At 67.9% G+C, this 16,075-nt stretch carries 13 protein-coding genes and 1 tRNA gene; 6 read left to right on the top strand and 8 right to left on the bottom strand.

The features are described 5' to 3' along the window. Positions 1-36: 36 nt before the first annotated feature. Positions 37-1,275, bottom strand: a complete 1,239-nt coding sequence (locus MBA17_RS33360; RefSeq protein ID WP_238501102.1) for an LVIVD repeat-containing protein — start codon at positions 1,273-1,275, stop codon at positions 37-39. A gap of 259 nt (positions 1,276-1,534) precedes the next feature. On the opposite strand from MBA17_RS33360, the gene MBA17_RS33355 reads away from it, so the two are divergent. Beyond that, on the top strand, positions 1,535-2,185 hold the full coding sequence (locus tag MBA17_RS33355; RefSeq protein WP_238501100.1) for a DUF305 domain-containing protein: 651 nt from the start codon (positions 1,535-1,537) through the stop codon (positions 2,183-2,185). Positions 2,186-2,207: 22 nt separating this feature from the next. On the opposite strand, the gene MBA17_RS33350 is transcribed toward MBA17_RS33355, so the two are convergent. Next, on the bottom strand, positions 2,208-2,624 hold the full coding sequence (locus MBA17_RS33350) for an SsgA family sporulation/cell division regulator (protein ID WP_238501098.1): 417 nt from the start codon (positions 2,622-2,624) through the stop codon (positions 2,208-2,210). 431 nt (positions 2,625-3,055) lie between these two features. Here MBA17_RS33350 and MBA17_RS33345 point away from each other — a divergent pair. The 4 genes from MBA17_RS33345 to MBA17_RS33330 all read left to right on the top strand — a co-directional run bounded on the left by MBA17_RS33345 (position 3,056) and on the right by MBA17_RS33330 (position 7,308). Next, positions 3,056-3,127, top strand: a tRNA-Val gene (locus MBA17_RS33345). A 464-nt stretch (positions 3,128-3,591) separates the two neighbouring features. Next, entirely contained in the window at positions 3,592-4,008 is a 417-nt protein-coding gene (locus MBA17_RS33340) for a hypothetical protein (protein WP_238501096.1), read from the top strand. Beyond that, entirely contained in the window at positions 4,005-5,762 is a 1,758-nt protein-coding gene (locus MBA17_RS33335) for a relaxase/mobilization nuclease domain-containing protein (protein ID WP_238501094.1), read from the top strand. The genes MBA17_RS33340 and MBA17_RS33335 overlap by 4 nt, the downstream gene beginning before the upstream one ends. 172 nt (positions 5,763-5,934) lie before the next feature. Then, positions 5,935-7,308 (top strand): hypothetical protein, encoded by a 1,374-nt coding sequence (locus MBA17_RS33330; RefSeq protein ID WP_238501092.1) that lies wholly within the window; start codon positions 5,935-5,937, stop codon positions 7,306-7,308. A gap of 179 nt (positions 7,309-7,487) precedes the next feature. On the opposite strand, the gene MBA17_RS33325 is transcribed toward MBA17_RS33330, so the two are convergent. Further along, positions 7,488-7,778, bottom strand: coding sequence for a hypothetical protein (locus MBA17_RS33325; RefSeq protein ID WP_238501090.1), 291 nt, complete (start codon positions 7,776-7,778; stop codon positions 7,488-7,490). Then, complete coding sequence (locus MBA17_RS33320) at positions 7,775-8,107, bottom strand: hypothetical protein (RefSeq protein WP_238501089.1); 333 nt, start codon at positions 8,105-8,107, stop codon at positions 7,775-7,777. Before MBA17_RS33320 ends, MBA17_RS33325 begins: the two co-directional genes overlap by 4 nt. A gap of 1,107 nt (positions 8,108-9,214) precedes the next feature. Here MBA17_RS33320 and MBA17_RS33315 point away from each other — a divergent pair. Next, positions 9,215-10,609, top strand: a complete 1,395-nt coding sequence (locus MBA17_RS33315) for a helix-turn-helix domain-containing protein (protein ID WP_238501087.1) — start codon at positions 9,215-9,217, stop codon at positions 10,607-10,609. 281 nt (positions 10,610-10,890) lie between these two features. On the opposite strand, the gene MBA17_RS33310 is transcribed toward MBA17_RS33315, so the two are convergent. Genes MBA17_RS33310 through clpB form a run of 4 tightly spaced genes read right to left on the bottom strand, consistent with a single transcriptional unit; the run spans position 10,891 to position 16,070 of the window. Further along, on the bottom strand, positions 10,891-11,340 hold the full coding sequence (locus MBA17_RS33310) for a DUF1931 family protein (protein WP_238501085.1): 450 nt from the start codon (positions 11,338-11,340) through the stop codon (positions 10,891-10,893). Positions 11,341-11,345: 5 nt separating this feature from the next. After that, positions 11,346-13,034, bottom strand: a complete 1,689-nt coding sequence (locus MBA17_RS33305) for an FAD-dependent oxidoreductase (protein WP_238501084.1) — start codon at positions 13,032-13,034, stop codon at positions 11,346-11,348. After that, the gene (gene trxA / locus MBA17_RS33300) at positions 13,031-13,465 is read right to left on the bottom strand and encodes a thioredoxin (protein ID WP_238501081.1); all 435 of its coding nucleotides are present in this window, start codon (positions 13,463-13,465) and stop codon (positions 13,031-13,033) included. Before trxA ends, MBA17_RS33305 begins: the two co-directional genes overlap by 4 nt. A 1-nt stretch (position 13,466) precedes the next feature. Beyond that, positions 13,467-16,070: an ATP-dependent chaperone ClpB gene (gene clpB, locus MBA17_RS33295; RefSeq protein ID WP_274386345.1), complete on the bottom strand. Its 2,604-nt coding sequence runs from the start codon at positions 16,068-16,070 to the stop codon at positions 13,467-13,469. Positions 16,071-16,075: the final 5 nt, after the last annotated feature.

Here is a 16,075-nt window from a genome sequence, read left to right as displayed (position 1 = left end):
GGCGCCCCCGGGTGCGGAGCGCCCGGGGGCCACCGGCTAGAAGTACGACCGCTGCGTCTGGACGTTGAAGTCCTCCATGACGACGTTCTTCGCCGGGTCCGTGAGCGGATCGTTGATCGCGATCACGTCCAGGCCCTTGGTGATGTCGCTGGAGTAGATGTAGCCGTTGTAGTAATAGGCCGACCAGGAGCCGCCCAGCCCCGCGTCGCCCTTCAGCGGGCCGCGCTCGAAGTAGCCGATCTCCTTGGGCCGGTCCGCGTCGGTGAAGTCCCAGATCGAGATGCCGCCCTGGTACCACGCCTGGACCATGATGTCCTTGCCCTTGATCGGGAGCAGCGAGCCGTTGTGGGCCACGCAGTTCTCCGACTCGGTCTGCTCACGCGGGATCTTGAAGTAGCCGTTCAGGGTGAGCTTGTCGTCCTTGAGATCGTAGATCGCGTTGGCGCCCTTGGTGGACGGGGTGTTGCTGTCGCAGGTCGCCGAGCCGCCGCCGCCGAGTTCGTCGGTGAACACGACCTTCGAGGCGTCGTCGTTGAACGTCGCCGAGTGCCAGATCGAGAAGTTCTCGTCATCGTCGATCTGCTGCAGCACCCGGGGCTTCACCGGGTCGGAGATGTCGAGCAGCACGCCGTCGCCGAAACAGGCGCCCGCCGCGAGGTTCTTCTCCGGGTAGGCGGTGATGTCGTGGCAGCCCGCGAGCTCCAGTTCGCCGCCCTGCCCGGTGCTCTGGTCCCGGTCGAACACCTCGGGCTCGGCGACGACCCTGGACTTGGCCGGGTTGCCCAGGGGCACCTCGACGACCGAGATCTTGTCGCGCGGCGGCGCGCACGTCCGGGAGCCGGCGATCGGGCCGGGGGAGGAGGCGTACAGATAGAGCACCTCGCCCTTCTTGCCGGGAATCATCGTGTGCGTGTGCGAGCCGCAGGCGGTCGCGACCGAGGAGACGTACTTCGGCTTCGCCTTGTCGGTGATGTCGAATATCCGGATCCCCTCCCATCCCTGGTCGGGAAGGCCGTCCGCCGGGTCGCTGTCGCAGGTCTCGTCCGAGCGTGGATCGTCGATCGACAGGAACAGCAGGTTTCCGCTGACGGAGACGTCGTTCTGACCGCCGGGGCAGAGCACCTGGCTCACCGTGACCGGCTTCCTCGGATCGGTGATGTCATAGACCGTGAATCCATCGAAGTTGCCGACATAGGCGTACTTCCCCTGGAAGGCGAGGTCGGTGCCCCAGGACTCGGGCCCGTCGAACGGCGCCTGCGCCGGCACGTTCGTCACCAGTTCGACGTTGTCGCTCGAACGGATCTCGTCAGGCCCCGGAGCGGCCCCCGTCTCGACCGGCGTCGCACTCTGCTGCTGACTCGGCATTTGGCTCTGGCCGGGGGTCGCCGATGGGGCCGCCGCGGGCTCCGGGTCCGCGGTGCATCCCGTCGCCACGAGCAATGCCGCCACCGCTGCCAGCCCGATTGATCGCGCCTTTCGCACCCTGCCCCCATCTGCCGCGCTCCCAGTGAATGCGTCCACCACTATGGAAGGTATGTCGGTGAACACGGGAGTGCGTCCGCTTTTGATCACAGTTATAGCGGCAGCAACCCTTGTCGGATGCACTCAAGGGAATGGGAACGACCGGGGCGCACCTCTCACCGCGGGCACCGGCGCGCCTCTCGTCCTGCCCGACGCCCCCGGCGCGCAGGGCCGTACGGCGACCCCCGGCGAGAGCCTCGGGGAGCCGGAGTCACGCCCCGGCGCGGCGGACGTGACCTTCGCCGAATCGATGATCCCGCACCACAGGCAGGCGCTGGAGATGGCCGCCCTGGTCGCCGGCCGTACGGACGACCGCACGTTGCGGGCCTTCGCGACACGGATCTCCATCGCCCAGGGCCCCGAGATCCGCGTCATGTCCACGTGGCTCACCACACTCGGCCGCGCCGTACCCGCCGGGCACGATCACGTGGCCGAGGGGTACGGCATGGCCACGCTGGAACAGCTGAACGCGTTGCGGGCGGCCAGGGGGACGGCCTTCGAGAAGCTCTTCCTGCGCCTCATGATCGCTCATCACGAGGGAGCGGTGACCATGGCCAAGGAGGAGCTGGCAGAGGGTACGGACCGCAGAATGCGGCTGATGGCCAAGGACGTCGCCTCGGGCCAGAGCGTCGAGATCAGCAGGATGCGGGGTCTGCTCTCCTGACCGGAGGCTGTCCGCCGGGTGGTCACGAACTCCAGAGCATGTTCGTGAGCTCGGAGTCGAGATCCATGAAATCGGTCTCACGGCCGGCGGGGACCAGCTCGTAGGTGCGGTGCAGGAACTCGGTCAGAGGCGCCAGCGGCACCTCGAACAGGGCCTGGCCGAACGGGGACGTCAGGCTGATGTGCAACGTGCGCTCGCCGTCGGAACGCGCAGGCCACACCTGCACGTCGCCGTCGCCGACACGTCGCACGATGCCCACGGTCAGCAACTCGCGGGCGAAGATCCACTCGACCGGCTCGTCGTTCCCCACGTGGAAGGCCATCCGGATCGCATACGGGTCTTCTGCCGTGTAGCTGAGGCCGGCGAGCAGGGGGACGGTGGTACGGTCGGGGACCACAAGCCGAAGGCCCAGCTCGGCAGAGACGGTGGTGCTGTTCATCGTCAGCCAAACCTTTTCGTCGTCGGGTCCCCTCATCGGGGCTATCACTGCTCTGACGGACTTCGTCCCGAGCTATGACGCGGGAACGAAGAAACCTGTAGGAAAGATTCCGCCTCCAGGCCCTTCTGTAACGCACATCACAGCGCGACATTTAGGCCCCTACCAGGTCAAACGATGCCAAAAGGGCCGTGTTTGCGAGGGTTTTGCGTGTCACTACCGATCTTCCGGGCCCTCCCAGACATGGGACGTCCCGGACGAAAGATCCCAGCTCCGTTCTTATCGTGTCACCGCGGGTCAGCACGATGCTATGACACCCAGCCCTCCCGCCGGGGCCATCCGCGACCATTGCCCCGAACCGTCTACCGCTTCGCTAGCGGCTCCCAAGTGCGGTATGGTTTGACTCGTCGGCACCGCGAGGAGCCAGGCAGGGCGGGCGATTAGCTCAGCGGGAGAGCGCTTCGTTCACACCGAAGAGGTCACTGGTTCGATCCCAGTATCGCCCACCGAAAATCACCAGGTCAAAGGCCAGACCGCATGTCGCGGGTCTGGCCTTCTTCATGTCTGGACCGTCATTGGACCGTGGGACCAGCCGTCACCCACCCCTTCGGACCGTCACCACGCCCCACGTCATGGCAGGTATTTCGCCGCCCCGCCGGTCCAGCGGTGTTCAATTGCGCGGTGCCGGTGAGGGTGCCGTCCAACGGGACGAGGTGTGCGCCTCGGCGTTAGAGGGCTAGTTGATCTACAACGTAAAGGGCGCCAGATTGGTCACGGGTCCCGGGAGAAGAGCTCCGTGCCGGGCTGTGCCGAAGCGAAGCAAGATATGTCTAACGTCCCTTTATCTCTGGACCCGGCGGGGTCCGGCGATGCACGCTGCTGATCAGGGCGCACCACGTTTCCGCAGCTGGGTGCGGGTGGTGCTGATCAGCAGGGACCGGGCGCGGTCCGTTCGGGGGAGGTGATCGGGATGCCTGATGAAGGCAGGGAGCAGGGGGCTAGGCAGGTGCGGCGGCGTCGGGAACGGCAGGGGGTGGCTCGGTCGCGGGTGGTGAAGTTCGTGTTGACCGAGGACGAGCACGCCGATGTGCAGGCCGCCGCGCAACGGCTCGGGTTGGCGCACGGGGCGTACGCGGCGCTGGCGGTGCTGGCGGCGGCGCGGGAGGTGGATCCGCCGATGCCGGACCCGTTGCGGGAGGCGCTGATCGAGTTGATGCGGGCCGGTAATCAGGTGCGGCGGATCGGGGTCAACCTCAATCAGGCGGTGGCGGCGTTGAACGCGACGGGTGAGGTGGCGGGGGATCTGGTTCCGTACGCCGCGGCGTGTGTGCGGACGGTGCGGAGGCTGGACGGAATCGCGGAAGCGGTGCGGAAGCAGTTGCGGTGATCGGCAAGGTGATGCGCGGTTCCCGGGTGGAGGGATTGATCTACTACCTGTATGGGCCGGGGCGGGCGAATGAGCATGTCGAGCCGCATCTGGTGGCCGGATGGCGGCATCCGGCCGAACTGGAACCGGACCTGCGGCCGGATGGCACCCGTGATTTCCGGCGGTTGAACGGGTTGCTGAAGCAGCCGGTGGCCGCGCTCGGCGAGCGGGGGTATGACGAGCCGGTGTGGCACTGTGTCGCCCGCGCGGCAGGTGAGGACCGGTTCCTGGATGATGATGAGTGGGCGATGGTGGCGCACGAGATCATGCACCACACTGGCCTGGCCGCCGCCGATGATGATGAGGCGGTGCGGTGGGTGGCGGTCCGGCACGCCCCTGATCACATCCACATCGTGGCCACGCTGGCCCGTCAGGACGGGGTCAAGCCGAAGACGTGGAACGACTTCTACCGGGTGCGGGAGGCGTGCCAGGCGGTGGAGCGTCGGTTCGGGTTGCGTGTGACCGCGCCGGGGGATCGTACGGCGGCGCGCAGGCCGACGCGGGCGGAGACCGAGCAGGCGCGGCGACGCCGCTGGGTGGAGGCGCCCCGGATCGTGTTGCGCCGCCACGTGATCACCGCGGCCGGTGGCGCCGCGTCGGAAGGGGAGTTCTTCGGCCGTCTGGAGGCGGCGGGGGTGCTGGTCCGCAAGCGGTTCAGCGAGCGCGACCCGGGTGAGGTCACCGGCTACGCGGTCGCGCTGCCCGTACACGTCACACGTGCTGGCGAGCCGGTCTGGTACGGCGGCGGGAAGCTGGCGGCCGATCTGACACTTCCGAAGCTGCGGGCCCGGTGGAATCCCCGGAATGCGGTCGGAAGAGATTCCGGGACGGGTGTCTCGGAGGTCAGTGCCAAGCTGCTGGCGCGTACGGCAGTACGGCAGGCCGCCAAGGACGTCGGTTCGGAGGAGGAGTTCTTCGCCCGGCTGAAGGATGCGGGGCTGCTGGTTCGCTGGCGAGTGAGTGAGCGTGATCCGGGTGAGGTCACGGGGTATGCGGTGGCGTTGTCCGGATTCCGGGACCGGAGCGGTGGATTGCGCTGGTTCGCCGGTGGACGACTCGCGGATGATCTGACGCTTCCCAAGCTGCGCCTCCGGTGGGCGGGGACTTCGCCACGGGTGGAGGAGATCACTGCGGCCGAGCGGCAGGCGATCTTTGAAGATGCGGTGGCGATTGCTGGACGGGCGGCCGAGCAGATCCGCCAGTGCGCGGTGGGTGATCCGGCGGCGGGGGATGCGGCGTGGGCGGCGTCGGATGTGTTGCATGTCGCGGCGAGCATGCTGGATGACCCGGCGCTGCGCCGGGCTGCGGATGCGTTCGACCGTGCCGCGCGCGAGCCGTACGCCCGCATCCCCGATCCCGGCGCGGCGGGGAACAGCCTGCGGGTGGTGGCGCGGTTGATGGCGGCGGCTGGAGCGATGCCGGGCAACGACACGGTGGCCGCGTTGGTGCGGAATTTGGGTCTGGTCGTGGTTGCGGTGGCGGAGCTGCGGGAGTTTCAGCGGCGTATGGCACACGCGGCCGGCGCTCGGGCTGCTGCCCGACATCTTCGTACGGCGGGGGTCGGAACCGGGCGAGGTGCGTCTGTTCAGGCGCGGTTGGCGGGGCTGGATTTCCCGGGCCGACCGGCTGCTCGGCAGGCGGGCACGCGGCAGGGCGAAGGGCGTTCCCGGCGTGGTCCTGAGCCGCCCAGCGCTCGGCGGGGCCCCGGGCGGTAGAGGTTCGATCAAGGGATTGGTCACCCATGGCCAAGTGCGCGGTTCCGCCGGAGTAACCACGTGATCATCGAGGGACGATCGATCGTGGTTTGTTTCCTGGAGGGATCGCTTGAGGATGTCGCGCTGTCCACGTCTGGTTGCCGGTGGTGGGCGTTGGGCGGCGGTCGCTGCGTTGGCCGTCATCGTTTGGGTGCCGTCGAGCGCCGGGGCGGTTGTCGTGGGCTGTCCTCCTGATCTGCGGGGGGCGGCGAAGGAGCACTTCGACCAGAAGAAGCTTTGTGCGGAAGCCAACAAGGAACTCGGCGCGTGGTTGGAGACGGGTCGCAGCCCTGATTGGGGGCGGGTTCTGAATGATTCCCAGAAGAATCGGGCCGCCCCAGAGCCCGGTGTGAAGCCGGCGACACCTCTGGTGAAGGAGTCAATGCCGTCGGAAGGCCGGCGGCGACCACCGGAGCCGTCCAAAAGAGCCACAGAGAAACAGCCCGAAGGCGCGCGCGATGAGGGTCGGCGAGAGCGGCAGCGACCGGTTGAGTCGCGGGTTCCGGTGGAGTCGGTGCTCGCTGAGAAACGTGAGCGGAGGCGGGCGGAAGCCCGACAGGAGGCGAAGGTGCCCGAGCGGCCGGTCAGAGAACGGTCCTCGCCTGCCCCCTCTCCAAGCCAATCGGGTACGGCCCGGCAGGTGGACGTGGCGCCGCCGAGTGTCCAGGTGCCTGTGTCGCAGACGACCTCTCTTTGGCCTGCCGGCCTCGGGTCCGTCGTGGCGCTGGCGTTGATCGCCATGTACGTCATGCGGCGGCGTATCGCCGTCAGCGTCGGGGGAGCGCTGCGGGAATGGCGGGCGAATCGGGAAGAGATGCACCTGGCACGCCTCCAGTCGCCGGCCCCCGCGATGCCCGAAGAGGCCGGTTCGGTGCCGCCGGCTCACGATGATGATGGCGAGAGCTCACAGGACACGAGCACGGTGTCGCCGGTTCAGGAGCCTGTTCTGGAACCGGGGGACATCGCCCCGGGCAGCGCCGCCGCGTACGCGATCTCGCTGGCGGCACTTCATGGAGTGGGGCTGACCGGTCCCGGGGCCGAGGACTTCGCCCGTGCCATCCTCATCGATCTCCTGGTCGGGTCCGCACTCCCGACTGAAGTGGTCATGCCGCACGGCCTCGCCCGACGATTGCTTGGAGACGCCACCACGGTGCCCGGCCTGGTGGTCCTGGACTCGGTGCGAGACGTGGTGACCCATGTTGAGGTGGAGATCGTCCGTCGGACCGGTGAGCGCCAGGACTACGGCAACGCTGAGGATCTGCCCTGGCTGTTCGTGATAACCGTGCTGGGTGATGAGGCGGAGACATTGGATCGGGGGATCAGGGCCGGAGCCGAGTCTCTCGTCCTTGGCGTGATGTTGGAGCGCTGGCCGTACGGCATCACCTGCGCGGTCGACGCCGACGGACGCATCAGCCACCTGTCGGGGCGGCACGCACCGCCGTGGGTAGGTCACGGGCTTCCCGCCGTCACGCTGCCTCAGGCGCTGGCTGCCCTGCAGCTCCGCTGAGCGTCAGCCGTCAAGCGCGCCCCTCGATGACGAGCCTGATCCGAGCGACATCGTCACGAGTATCGTCACTCTGGGTACTCCAGGCTGATGGACACCGCTTGCGCCGTTGTGGGGCAGGCCCGCTGGAGTCTCCAGTGGGCATGCCCTTTTCGGAGGGTGGAAGGTCATCTGGGCCTTGTTCAAAAGCCGCGGCGCTGCAGGGTGTGCCGGGCGTTGTTCGGAGGCGGAGGTTGATCGTGTCGGCCTGGTCTGGTGGCGGTGGCTTGCGGGTGGCGGGTCGCGGTTTCGGCCTGCCGTATCTGATGGAGCAGGTCGTCGGCGTCTTTGGCTTCGAGGGGTTCGGGGCTGTCGGGGCCCCAGCAGGGGCAGGCCCAGAATCGGCGGGCCCAGAGCCGCCACATGATTACCCAGCCGGGGTTGTCGTCTTGCAGGCTGCGGGCGATCTGCGTTTGGTCGGGGGCGACGGTCACGACGGAGAGGCTTCGGTGGTCGTGGCCGCTGTGGAGGCGGTGGGGGCTAGGACGTGCTGGATGCGGTCGGCTGTGGTGGTGATGTCGCTGACGCATCCGATCTGCTCGCCCCACGACCACCAGAACCGCCAGGTGCCCTCTTTAGGAGCGGCGAGGATGTGCTCGGTCAGTGCGGTGGCGGCGACGAGGTGGACCACCTGCAGGCATGGCAGGCGCCTGGAGTCGGTGAGGAGCCGGGCGTGCAGACCGCGTTCGGTCAGCAGGTCGCGGAGTTGGGTGAGATGCTCGATGGCGGTGGCCAGGGCGTCGGCGTCGATGAGTCGGGGCATAAGTCGTCTCCCAGGAAGCGGGTGGGTCTGCGGCCGTGCCGTGCCGAACCACATGCCATGGCGGGCGTGGCCTCTGCGGAGAGGGCTGGCAGGAGAGGAACCGTGATGCGTGCGGCGATCCGGTGTGTCGGGACGTCGACGGGCGCGATGTTGACCGAGACGTGGTCACAGATGTCACACGAGCCGCCTTGTCGATCACAGTCGGTTACGTTCTCCAGGTAAGCGCTGGGCCCGGGGGATCTGAAGGGCGATCTGCCGGGCGTTTCACGCCGGGCAACGGTGAGGTGCACGACCCGGTCGTTTCCCGTCAGGCAGGTATGTGGATGGCGTGGGTGCCGCTTGGGGTGCGCTCGTCACCGCCCGCCCGGCTGTGGCGTGCATGAATTCCGTGGGCAGTGCGGCCACGGGTGGGCCGGCAGCGAGACAGACCTCTATACGCGAGCAGGCCCGCCGGGATTCCGGTGGGCCTGCTCTTTCTTTGGGATGTGGTGGCCCCCGAGCGGGGGTGGCGTTTGGGGGACGCCGTCGGGGGCCAGGTCCGGTCGGAGGCCACGGGGGTGTTCCTCCGGCCAGACGTTCACGAGGTGGCGGCCCCGCTCCGAGTGCTTCTCGCACTTGGGCGGGACCGCCAGGTGGTACGCCGTGACCTTGCGTGCACGACGTACCACCGCCCAGTTGGCCGGTTCCCCGGTACGGCCAGCTGGAAGCGTCTCCTTTCGCACTGCCCTGCGGAAAGAGCGCCACCCCGCCCTGGACGGCGATGGGCTATGTGGGTGTGGCCCGGCGTCCAGGCCGGTTCGATCCCTCGTTCCTCGTGAGGCGGTCGTGGTGATGGCGAGGAAGAAAGGGACCGGTGTCACTTGTGGCGAACGGCTCCTGCTGTTGGGCTCCGCACGAGCGATCACGTTGAGTGACGGGTTCTATGTAATCGGCGTGGCGGGGGTGCTGTGAAGGGCGTGACCCGTGCGTTAGCCGCCGGTCGGTGACCAGAGGGCCGGGTGGTCGCTTCGTGGTCGTTTGCTGGTCGTTTCGCGATTCGACGGGCTGAGCGGCTGGAGTTACCGCACAGTGTGTGGTCATCTAGAAACGGTGAGGGAGCGTGGCGCGGTGAATGAGCCAGCCCAGCACGGACCCGGGCGCCTCGCCCTGATCCGGGCGCGCAAGCGACAGGGCCTCACCCAGGAGGCCGCCGCCGAGCAGATCGGCGTCTCGGCGACCACGTGGGCGCGCTGGGAACGCGGCAAGCAGGGCGTACGCCCGGTCTACCGCGCCCGCATCGCCCAGACGTGGCAGGTGGACGCCGCCGAAGTGGAACGCTGGCTGGACACGACCCCGGACGTCGATGCCCCTCATCGTGAAGACAGCCCTCCATGGGAAGACGAAGACGCGTCCGGAAGCGCGGCTTCGAGCGTGGAGGCGGCCGGCCGGTTGTGGAGGTGGGAAATGGACGCATCACGGCGACACCTGCTCACGGGACTCCCGTTCGTCCCCGCGATGCTCGGCGAATGGCTGCTGTCCTGGCGTTACGACAGCGCGGCCTCCCCTGCCTTGAGTAGCGGATCAGGTCCAGCGGTGGGACTCGCCGATGTGCAGCGGGTTCTCGATGCACGCGTGGCGTTCTCCCGGATGGACCACCATTTCGGCGCAGGGCTGGTGCGCCCCGCCGTAACCGACTTCATGCACTACACGCTCGCGCCGCTCCTGCGCGGCTCCTACACGGACCGAGTCGGGGCCGAGTTGCTGACTGCGGCGGCGACGATGACCCAGCTCGCCGGATGGATGGCCTTCGACCTCGGCCACCACGGCCAAGCCCAGCACCACTACGGCCAGGCGCTCAAACTAGCGAAGGCGGCGCACAGCCCGCTCGTGGCCGCTTCGGTGCTGGCTACCCTTGCCCACCAAGCACGCGATCTGAATCAGCCGCGGTGGGCGGTGCGGCTTTCCCAAGCCGCTGTCGATGCCGGGCATGAAGCCAAGGCGCCGCCCCGGGTGATGGCGATGCTGCTGCTGCGACAGGCCCACACGTTGGCCGCACAAGCGGCCGGCGCCGAGTCAGCCGACCCGCACACCAAGCGCCGGGTCACCACTCTGCTGGCTGAGGCTGACGTACTGTTCGCCACTGGGCCAAGTGACGGCAACCCGGCCTGGATCACGGACTTCAGCCAAGCTGAACTCGCTGGGGAAGGCAGCCTGTGCTGGCATGCAATTGGTGATCATCGCCGTTCCGCCGCCGCCGCGCAACAGGCTCTCGACGGATTCGGAGCGGACCACACCCGCTCGGTACAGCTCACCCACATCAGCGCGGCCAAGTCACAGCTGGCCATGGGCGAGCTGGAACAGGCACTGGACAGCGCCCGCGCCGCCGCCCGCGGCGCTAAGGAACTCACCTCCACCCGAGCGATCACCTTTGTCCGGGATTTTCACATCCAATTGCAACCCCACCGCGCCAACCGCCTGGTGAAGGAGTTCGACACGTATCTGGAAACAGAACTGGCCGGCTGATCTCAGAATGTCCTTGAGGTGCCTGAGATTCCGGTTCTTTGCTTTATGTGAATCACGCGCCACTTGGACCTAGCGACGATTCATACGTCAACAGCCGGGCCGCTACCAGCGGTCACCACCGACGAAGGCCCCACCCCGCTCATCAGGCCAGGGTCCGCTGCCTCCTGCCAGGTAACCGACCGATCTTCGAGTCAGTACCAGCCACCGCTTCGACCAACAATGTGAGGACATCACTGCAGGTCATAGCCATGAACCGAGTATTGACATCCTTCACCCCGCTCTTACAGCAGGAGGTCGAAGATACGGGTGGTGCGCTGCCACTGCTCGCTCGCGGGATTCTTGTGATCGGGTTCGATGATCCTGAATGCCCTGGCGAGCGCTACGGAAAGTCCGCCGGCGATGGCCGGCAGGCGGGCCTCCGTCTCCACGCTGAGCGACAGGTCGAGCGGGGGCAGCGCCGTGAGTTCCTGCAGGATGGAAGCAAGGTCCAGTTCCTCGTCCAGGTCTCGGAAGTCATGCATGCTCTCCTGAAGCCCTTTGGTGATGGGCAGGTCCCACGGTTGGATAATGTCGCGCTGGTTCGACTTCGCCGCGGCCTCGCTGACGACGAGCATGTCGTGAAGCTTCTGGTTGACGAAGTTGCTGTAGCGCTTGAGGTCAGCCTTGTCCACGTCGAGTCCCGCGGCGGCGCGGAAGAAGTGCTCAAACTTGGAGACTCCGATCACGGGCATGTGGATCACCGTCTTCTCTGTGGATTTCCTGTGGTGAACCTCTCGTGCACCAGGCGTGCGGCCATGGCGCCCTCCCCTACCGCGGACGCGATTCGCTTGACCGATCCGCTGCGGACATCCCCTATGGCGAAGACACCCTGGCAGCCGGTCTCCAGTGGAAGGGGAGATGGGTGGACTGTGTCCCAGCTGGCACCGGGAGGGAACGCGCCCTGCCCGGCGATGACGAACCCGCGGTCGTCGAGCGGGATGGTTCCCCGCAGCCACCCTGTGTGCGGGTCGGCGCCGATGAAGACGAACAACGCCCCGGTCTCGATTTCCAGGAACTCGCCCGTTGACGTGTTCTCGGCGCGGACGGCCCGCAGGGTTCCCTCGCCGAGCAGTTCCCGGACCTCGGTGCGGTACAAGATCTCGATGCCAGGGGTCCGCTCGATCTCGTCGACGAGGTAGCGCGACATGCTCGCGCGCACGTCGTGGACACGGACGAGCAAGTGCACCGACGATGCGTTCCTGGCCAGGAACAGCGCGGCCTGGCCGGCGGAGTTGCCGCCGCCGACGATGACCACCGGCGATCGCCGGCACATGGCCAGTTCGAACGGTGTCGCCGCATAGTAGACGCCCGATCCCTCGAACTCCTCCAGCTTCGGGACGTCGAGCTTCCGGTAGCGGGCACCAGTCGCGATGATCACGGCGTGGCCGTTCACGACGCTCCTGCCCTCAATGGCGACGCCGTAATGGCCGTCGTGCGGTTCCAGGTCGCTCGCCTCAGCCGGGACGGTCAGCCGGGCGCCGAACTTTCCCGCCTGGATAATGGCGCGCTCGGCGAGCTCGGCGCCCGAGATGCCTGAGGGAAAGCCGAGGTAGTTGTCGATCCTGGATGAAGTGCTCGCCTGGCCGCCCGCGGCAACGGCGTCGAGCACGACCGTGGCCAGGCCCTCCGAGGCCGCGTAGACGGCCGCGGCCAGGCCTGCGGGGCCCGCGCCCACGACGATCAGGTCGCACACGGTGTCGCGGGCCGCCAGGTGCGGCAGGCCGATGGTTTTCGCCAGCTCCGTGTTTGTCGGGTTGCGCAGAACCTGGTCGCCACGCCAGATCACGACTGGGGTGTCCTGCGTGGAGATGCGCAGCTCGCGCAGGAGCGCGTCGGCCTCCTTGTCCTCCTCCAGGTCGATCCACCGGTGCGGGATCCTGTTTCGCGCGGTGAACTCACGCAGTCGGCGGGCGTCGGAGGAGTAGCGGGAGCCGATGATGCGGAAGCCTGCGCCCAGTCCGATCAGCAGCGTACGGCGGGCGAGGTAGGCCCGCAGGATGAGGTCTCCCAGCGTGGAGTCTCCCGCCACGAGTATGTGCAGGTCGTCGACCGGTACGGCGAGCACCTCGCCGGGTTCCCGCACTGCGGCGGTCAGGAATCCCGCCTGGCCGGTGAGGAGGCTGAGCTCGCCGAGAAATCGGCCTGGGCCGTGGACGGCGATCGTCCGCTGCCGGTCGCCGTACGCTTCGATCATGGCTACCTTGCCCCGCAGTACGACGATGAACTCCCTGGTGGGCTCGCCCTCCCTGAACAGGATGTCGCCGGGCGACACGGCCCGGCACTCACCGCACTTCGACAGCGGGGAGATCTGCTCCTCGCTCAACCGGGGGTAGGCCCCGTAGAGGTCGGGCGTCTCGGACTGAGAGGGTGCCGGTGATGTGTTCATGGCCGCACCTTCAGCGCGTCCTCGATCCAGGTCCGCAGTTCGGGAGCGGGAGCGGCGCCCGAGCGCTGCGCGATGACCTGGCCGTCCCCGAGCATCACGAGCATCGGGATGTGCTTGATCGCGAATCGCTGGGCGACCGCCGGCGATCGATCCACGTTGACCTTGACGAGCTTCACCCGTCCCGCCATCTCGCGGGCGAGTTGTTCGAGTATGGGCGTGACCGTCCGGCACGGGCCGCACCAGTCCGCCCAGAAGTCCACGAGCACCGGAAGGCCCGACCGCTCGGCGACCTCCGGGAAGGTGTCGTCGGAGGCGTCGACGATCCACGGCAGCGGCTGATGACAGTTCCCGCAACGGGGCACGCCGCCGGCCGCGGCCGGGACCCTGTTCTTCTTGCCGCAGTTGGCGCAGCTCGTCGTTGACGACGACATGTCAGCTCCCTGGCCGGTCGAAGGTGACGTTCAGCTCACCCTTGTCGGCGCCGACGGTGATGGTCGAGCCGTCGGGGACGTCGCCGGCGATCAGGGCGCGGCCGATCCTGGTCTCGACCTCGCGGGCGATGAAGCGGCGCAGGGGCCGGGCGCCGTAGACCGGGTCGTAGCCCTGGTTGGCGATGAGCCGACATGCCTCCTCGGTGACTTCAAGGGTGAGCCGCCGGTCGGCCAGGCGCTTCCTGATGTCGGTGAACATCAGGTCGACGATCATCTCGATCTCCGCCTCGTTGAGGGGCTTGAACAGCACGATGTCGTCGACCCGGTTGAGGAACTCGGGCCGGAAGTGAGCGCGCAGCTCTGCCATCACCCGGTCGCGGCCGTCTGGTTTGATCTCTCCCTCCGGTGTCACGCCGTCGAGCAGGTGCTGCGAGCCGATGTTCGAGGTCATGATGACCACGGTGTTGCGGAAGTCGACGGTACGGCCCTGCGCGTCGGTGAGCCGTCCGTCGTCGAGCACCTGGAGCAGTGTGTTGAACACGTCCGCGTGGGCCTTCTCGACCTCGTCGAAGAGCACCACGGAGTACGGCTTGCGCCGTACCGCCTCGGTGAGCTGGCCGCCTTCCTCGTACCCGATGTATCCGGGTGGGGCGCCGACCAGGCGGCTGACCGTGTGCCGTTCCTGGTACTCGCTCATGTCGATGCGGACCATGTTGTCCTCGGTGTCGAACAGCGCGGCGGCCAATGCCCTGGCGAGTTCGGTCTTGCCGACGCCGGTCGGCCCGAGGAATATGAACGACCCGATGGGGCGCCGGGGGTCCTTGATGCCCGAGCGGGCGCGGATCACGGCGTCGGCCACCAGCCGCACAGCCTCCTCCTGGCCGACGACGCGTTCGTGCAGGATCTGGTCGAGTTTGAGCAGCTTGTCCCGCTCGCCCTCCTTCAGGCGGGTCACCGGGATGCCGGTCCAGCGGGAGACGATGTCCGCGATCTCGTCCTCGGTCACCACCTCGCGCAGCAGCCGGTGGCCGTTCTGCCGGGTCGAGAGCCGCTCCTCCGCCGCCTCCAGCCGCCGCTCCAACTCGGGAAGCCTGCCGTGGCGCAGCTCGGCCGCCCGGTTGAGGTCGTAGTCACGCTCGGCCTGCTCGGCCTCCCGCCGCACGCTCTCCATCTCCTGCCGCAGCGCCTGGACCTTGCGCAGGGCGGAGCGCTCGGACTCCCACTGGGCCCGCATCGCGTCGGCCTCACTGTGCAGGTCGGCCAGTTCCTTGCGCAGGTCCGAGAGGCGTTCCGCGCTGGTGGCGTCGTCCTCCTTGGCCAGCGCAGCCTCCTCGATCTCCAGCCGCATCACCCGGCGGGTGAGTTCGTCGAGCTCGGCGGGCATGGAGTCGATCTCGGTCCTGATCATCGCGCACGCCTCGTCGACCAGGTCGATCGCCTTGTCCGGCAGGAACCGGTCGGCGATGTAGCGGTGGCTGAGCACCACGGAGGCGACGATGGCGCTGTCCTGGATCTTCACACCGTGGAAGATCTCCAGCCGCTCGCGCAGCCCGCGCAGGATCGACACGGCGTCCTCGACCGAGGGCTCGTCGATCAGCACCGGCTGGAACCTGCGCTCCAGGGCCGCATCCTTCTCGATGTGCTTGCGGTACTCCTCGACCGTGGTCGCGCCGATCATGTGCAGCTCGCCGCGGGCCAGCATCGGCTTGAGCATGTTGCCCGCGTCCATGGCGCCCTCGGTCGCCCCGGCGCCGACGACGGTGTGCAGCTCGTCGACGAACATCAGGATCCGCCCCTCGGCGGCCTTCACCTCGTTCAGCACGGCCTTGAGGCGCTCCTCGAACTCGCCCCGGTACTTCGCGCCCGCGACCAGCGATCCCATGTCCAGGCTGAAGACCGTCTTGTCCCGCAGCCCCTCGGGCACATCGCCGCGGGTGATCCGCTGGGCGAGCCCTTCCACGATGGCGGTCTTGCCCACTCCGGGGTCGCCGATCAGCACGGGGTTGTTCTTGGTCTTGCGCGAGAGGATCTGGATGACCCTGCGGATCTCCGAGTCACGCCCGATGACCGGTTCGAGCCTGTCCGCCTTGGCCTCGGCGACCAGGTCGCGTCCATACTTCTCCAGTGCCTCGTAGGCGACCTCCGGCATGGCGGACGTGACCCGCTGGTTGCCGCGCACCGAGGTGAGCGCCTGCAGGAACTTGTCCCTGGTCAGCCCTTCGCCGTGGAGGAGTCGCCCGGCGCCCGTCTCGGTCCCCTCATCCAGCAGGGCGATCAGCAGGTGCTCGACCGAGACGTACTCGTCCTTGAGCCGCCCGGCCTCCCGATCCGCCGCGTCGAGCAGCCGGGACAGCCGCTGGGTCACGAAGACCTGACCGGGCTCGGCGCCGGGACCGCTGACCTTGGGCCGCCGCGACAGCTGGTCCTCCAGGTTGCCGCGCAGCCGTTCGGGATCGGCACCCGCCTGGGTGATCAGGCGCGGCGCGAGACCTTCCGGCTGTTCCAGCAGGGCCAGCAGGAGGTGCTCGCCGTCGACCTCGGTGTGCCCGAAGCGGAGCGCCTTGGTCTGCGCGTCGTGCATGGCCTCCTGCGACTTCTGCGTCATGCGGT

Source organism: Dolomitihabitans soli (assembly GCF_022213955.1).
GTDB classification, from domain to species: Bacteria; Actinomycetota; Actinomycetes; order Streptosporangiales; family Streptosporangiaceae; genus Streptosporangium_A; species Streptosporangium_A soli.
This window is presented reverse-complemented; position numbering and strand designations above follow the sequence as displayed.

Coding starts and splice junctions, on each gene's coding strand:
- MBA17_RS33355 (WP_238501100.1), top strand. CDS start 1,535: ATGTCGGTGAACACGGGAGTGCGTCCGCTTTTGATCACAGTTATAGCG.
- MBA17_RS33350 (WP_238501098.1), bottom strand. CDS start 2,624: ATGAACAGCACCACCGTCTCTGCCGAGCTGGGCCTTCGGCTTGTGGTC.
- MBA17_RS33340 (WP_238501096.1), top strand. CDS start 3,592: ATGCCTGATGAAGGCAGGGAGCAGGGGGCTAGGCAGGTGCGGCGGCGT.
- MBA17_RS33320 (WP_238501089.1), bottom strand. CDS start 8,107: ATGCCCCGACTCATCGACGCCGACGCCCTGGCCACCGCCATCGAGCAT.
- MBA17_RS33310 (WP_238501085.1), bottom strand. CDS start 11,340: ATGCCCGTGATCGGAGTCTCCAAGTTTGAGCACTTCTTCCGCGCCGCC.
- MBA17_RS33305 (WP_238501084.1), bottom strand. CDS start 13,034: ATGAACACATCACCGGCACCCTCTCAGTCCGAGACGCCCGACCTCTAC.
- trxA (WP_238501081.1), bottom strand. CDS start 13,465: ATGTCGTCGTCAACGACGAGCTGCGCCAACTGCGGCAAGAAGAACAGG.
- clpB (WP_274386345.1), bottom strand. CDS start 16,070: ATGACGCAGAAGTCGCAGGAGGCCATGCACGACGCGCAGACCAAGGCG.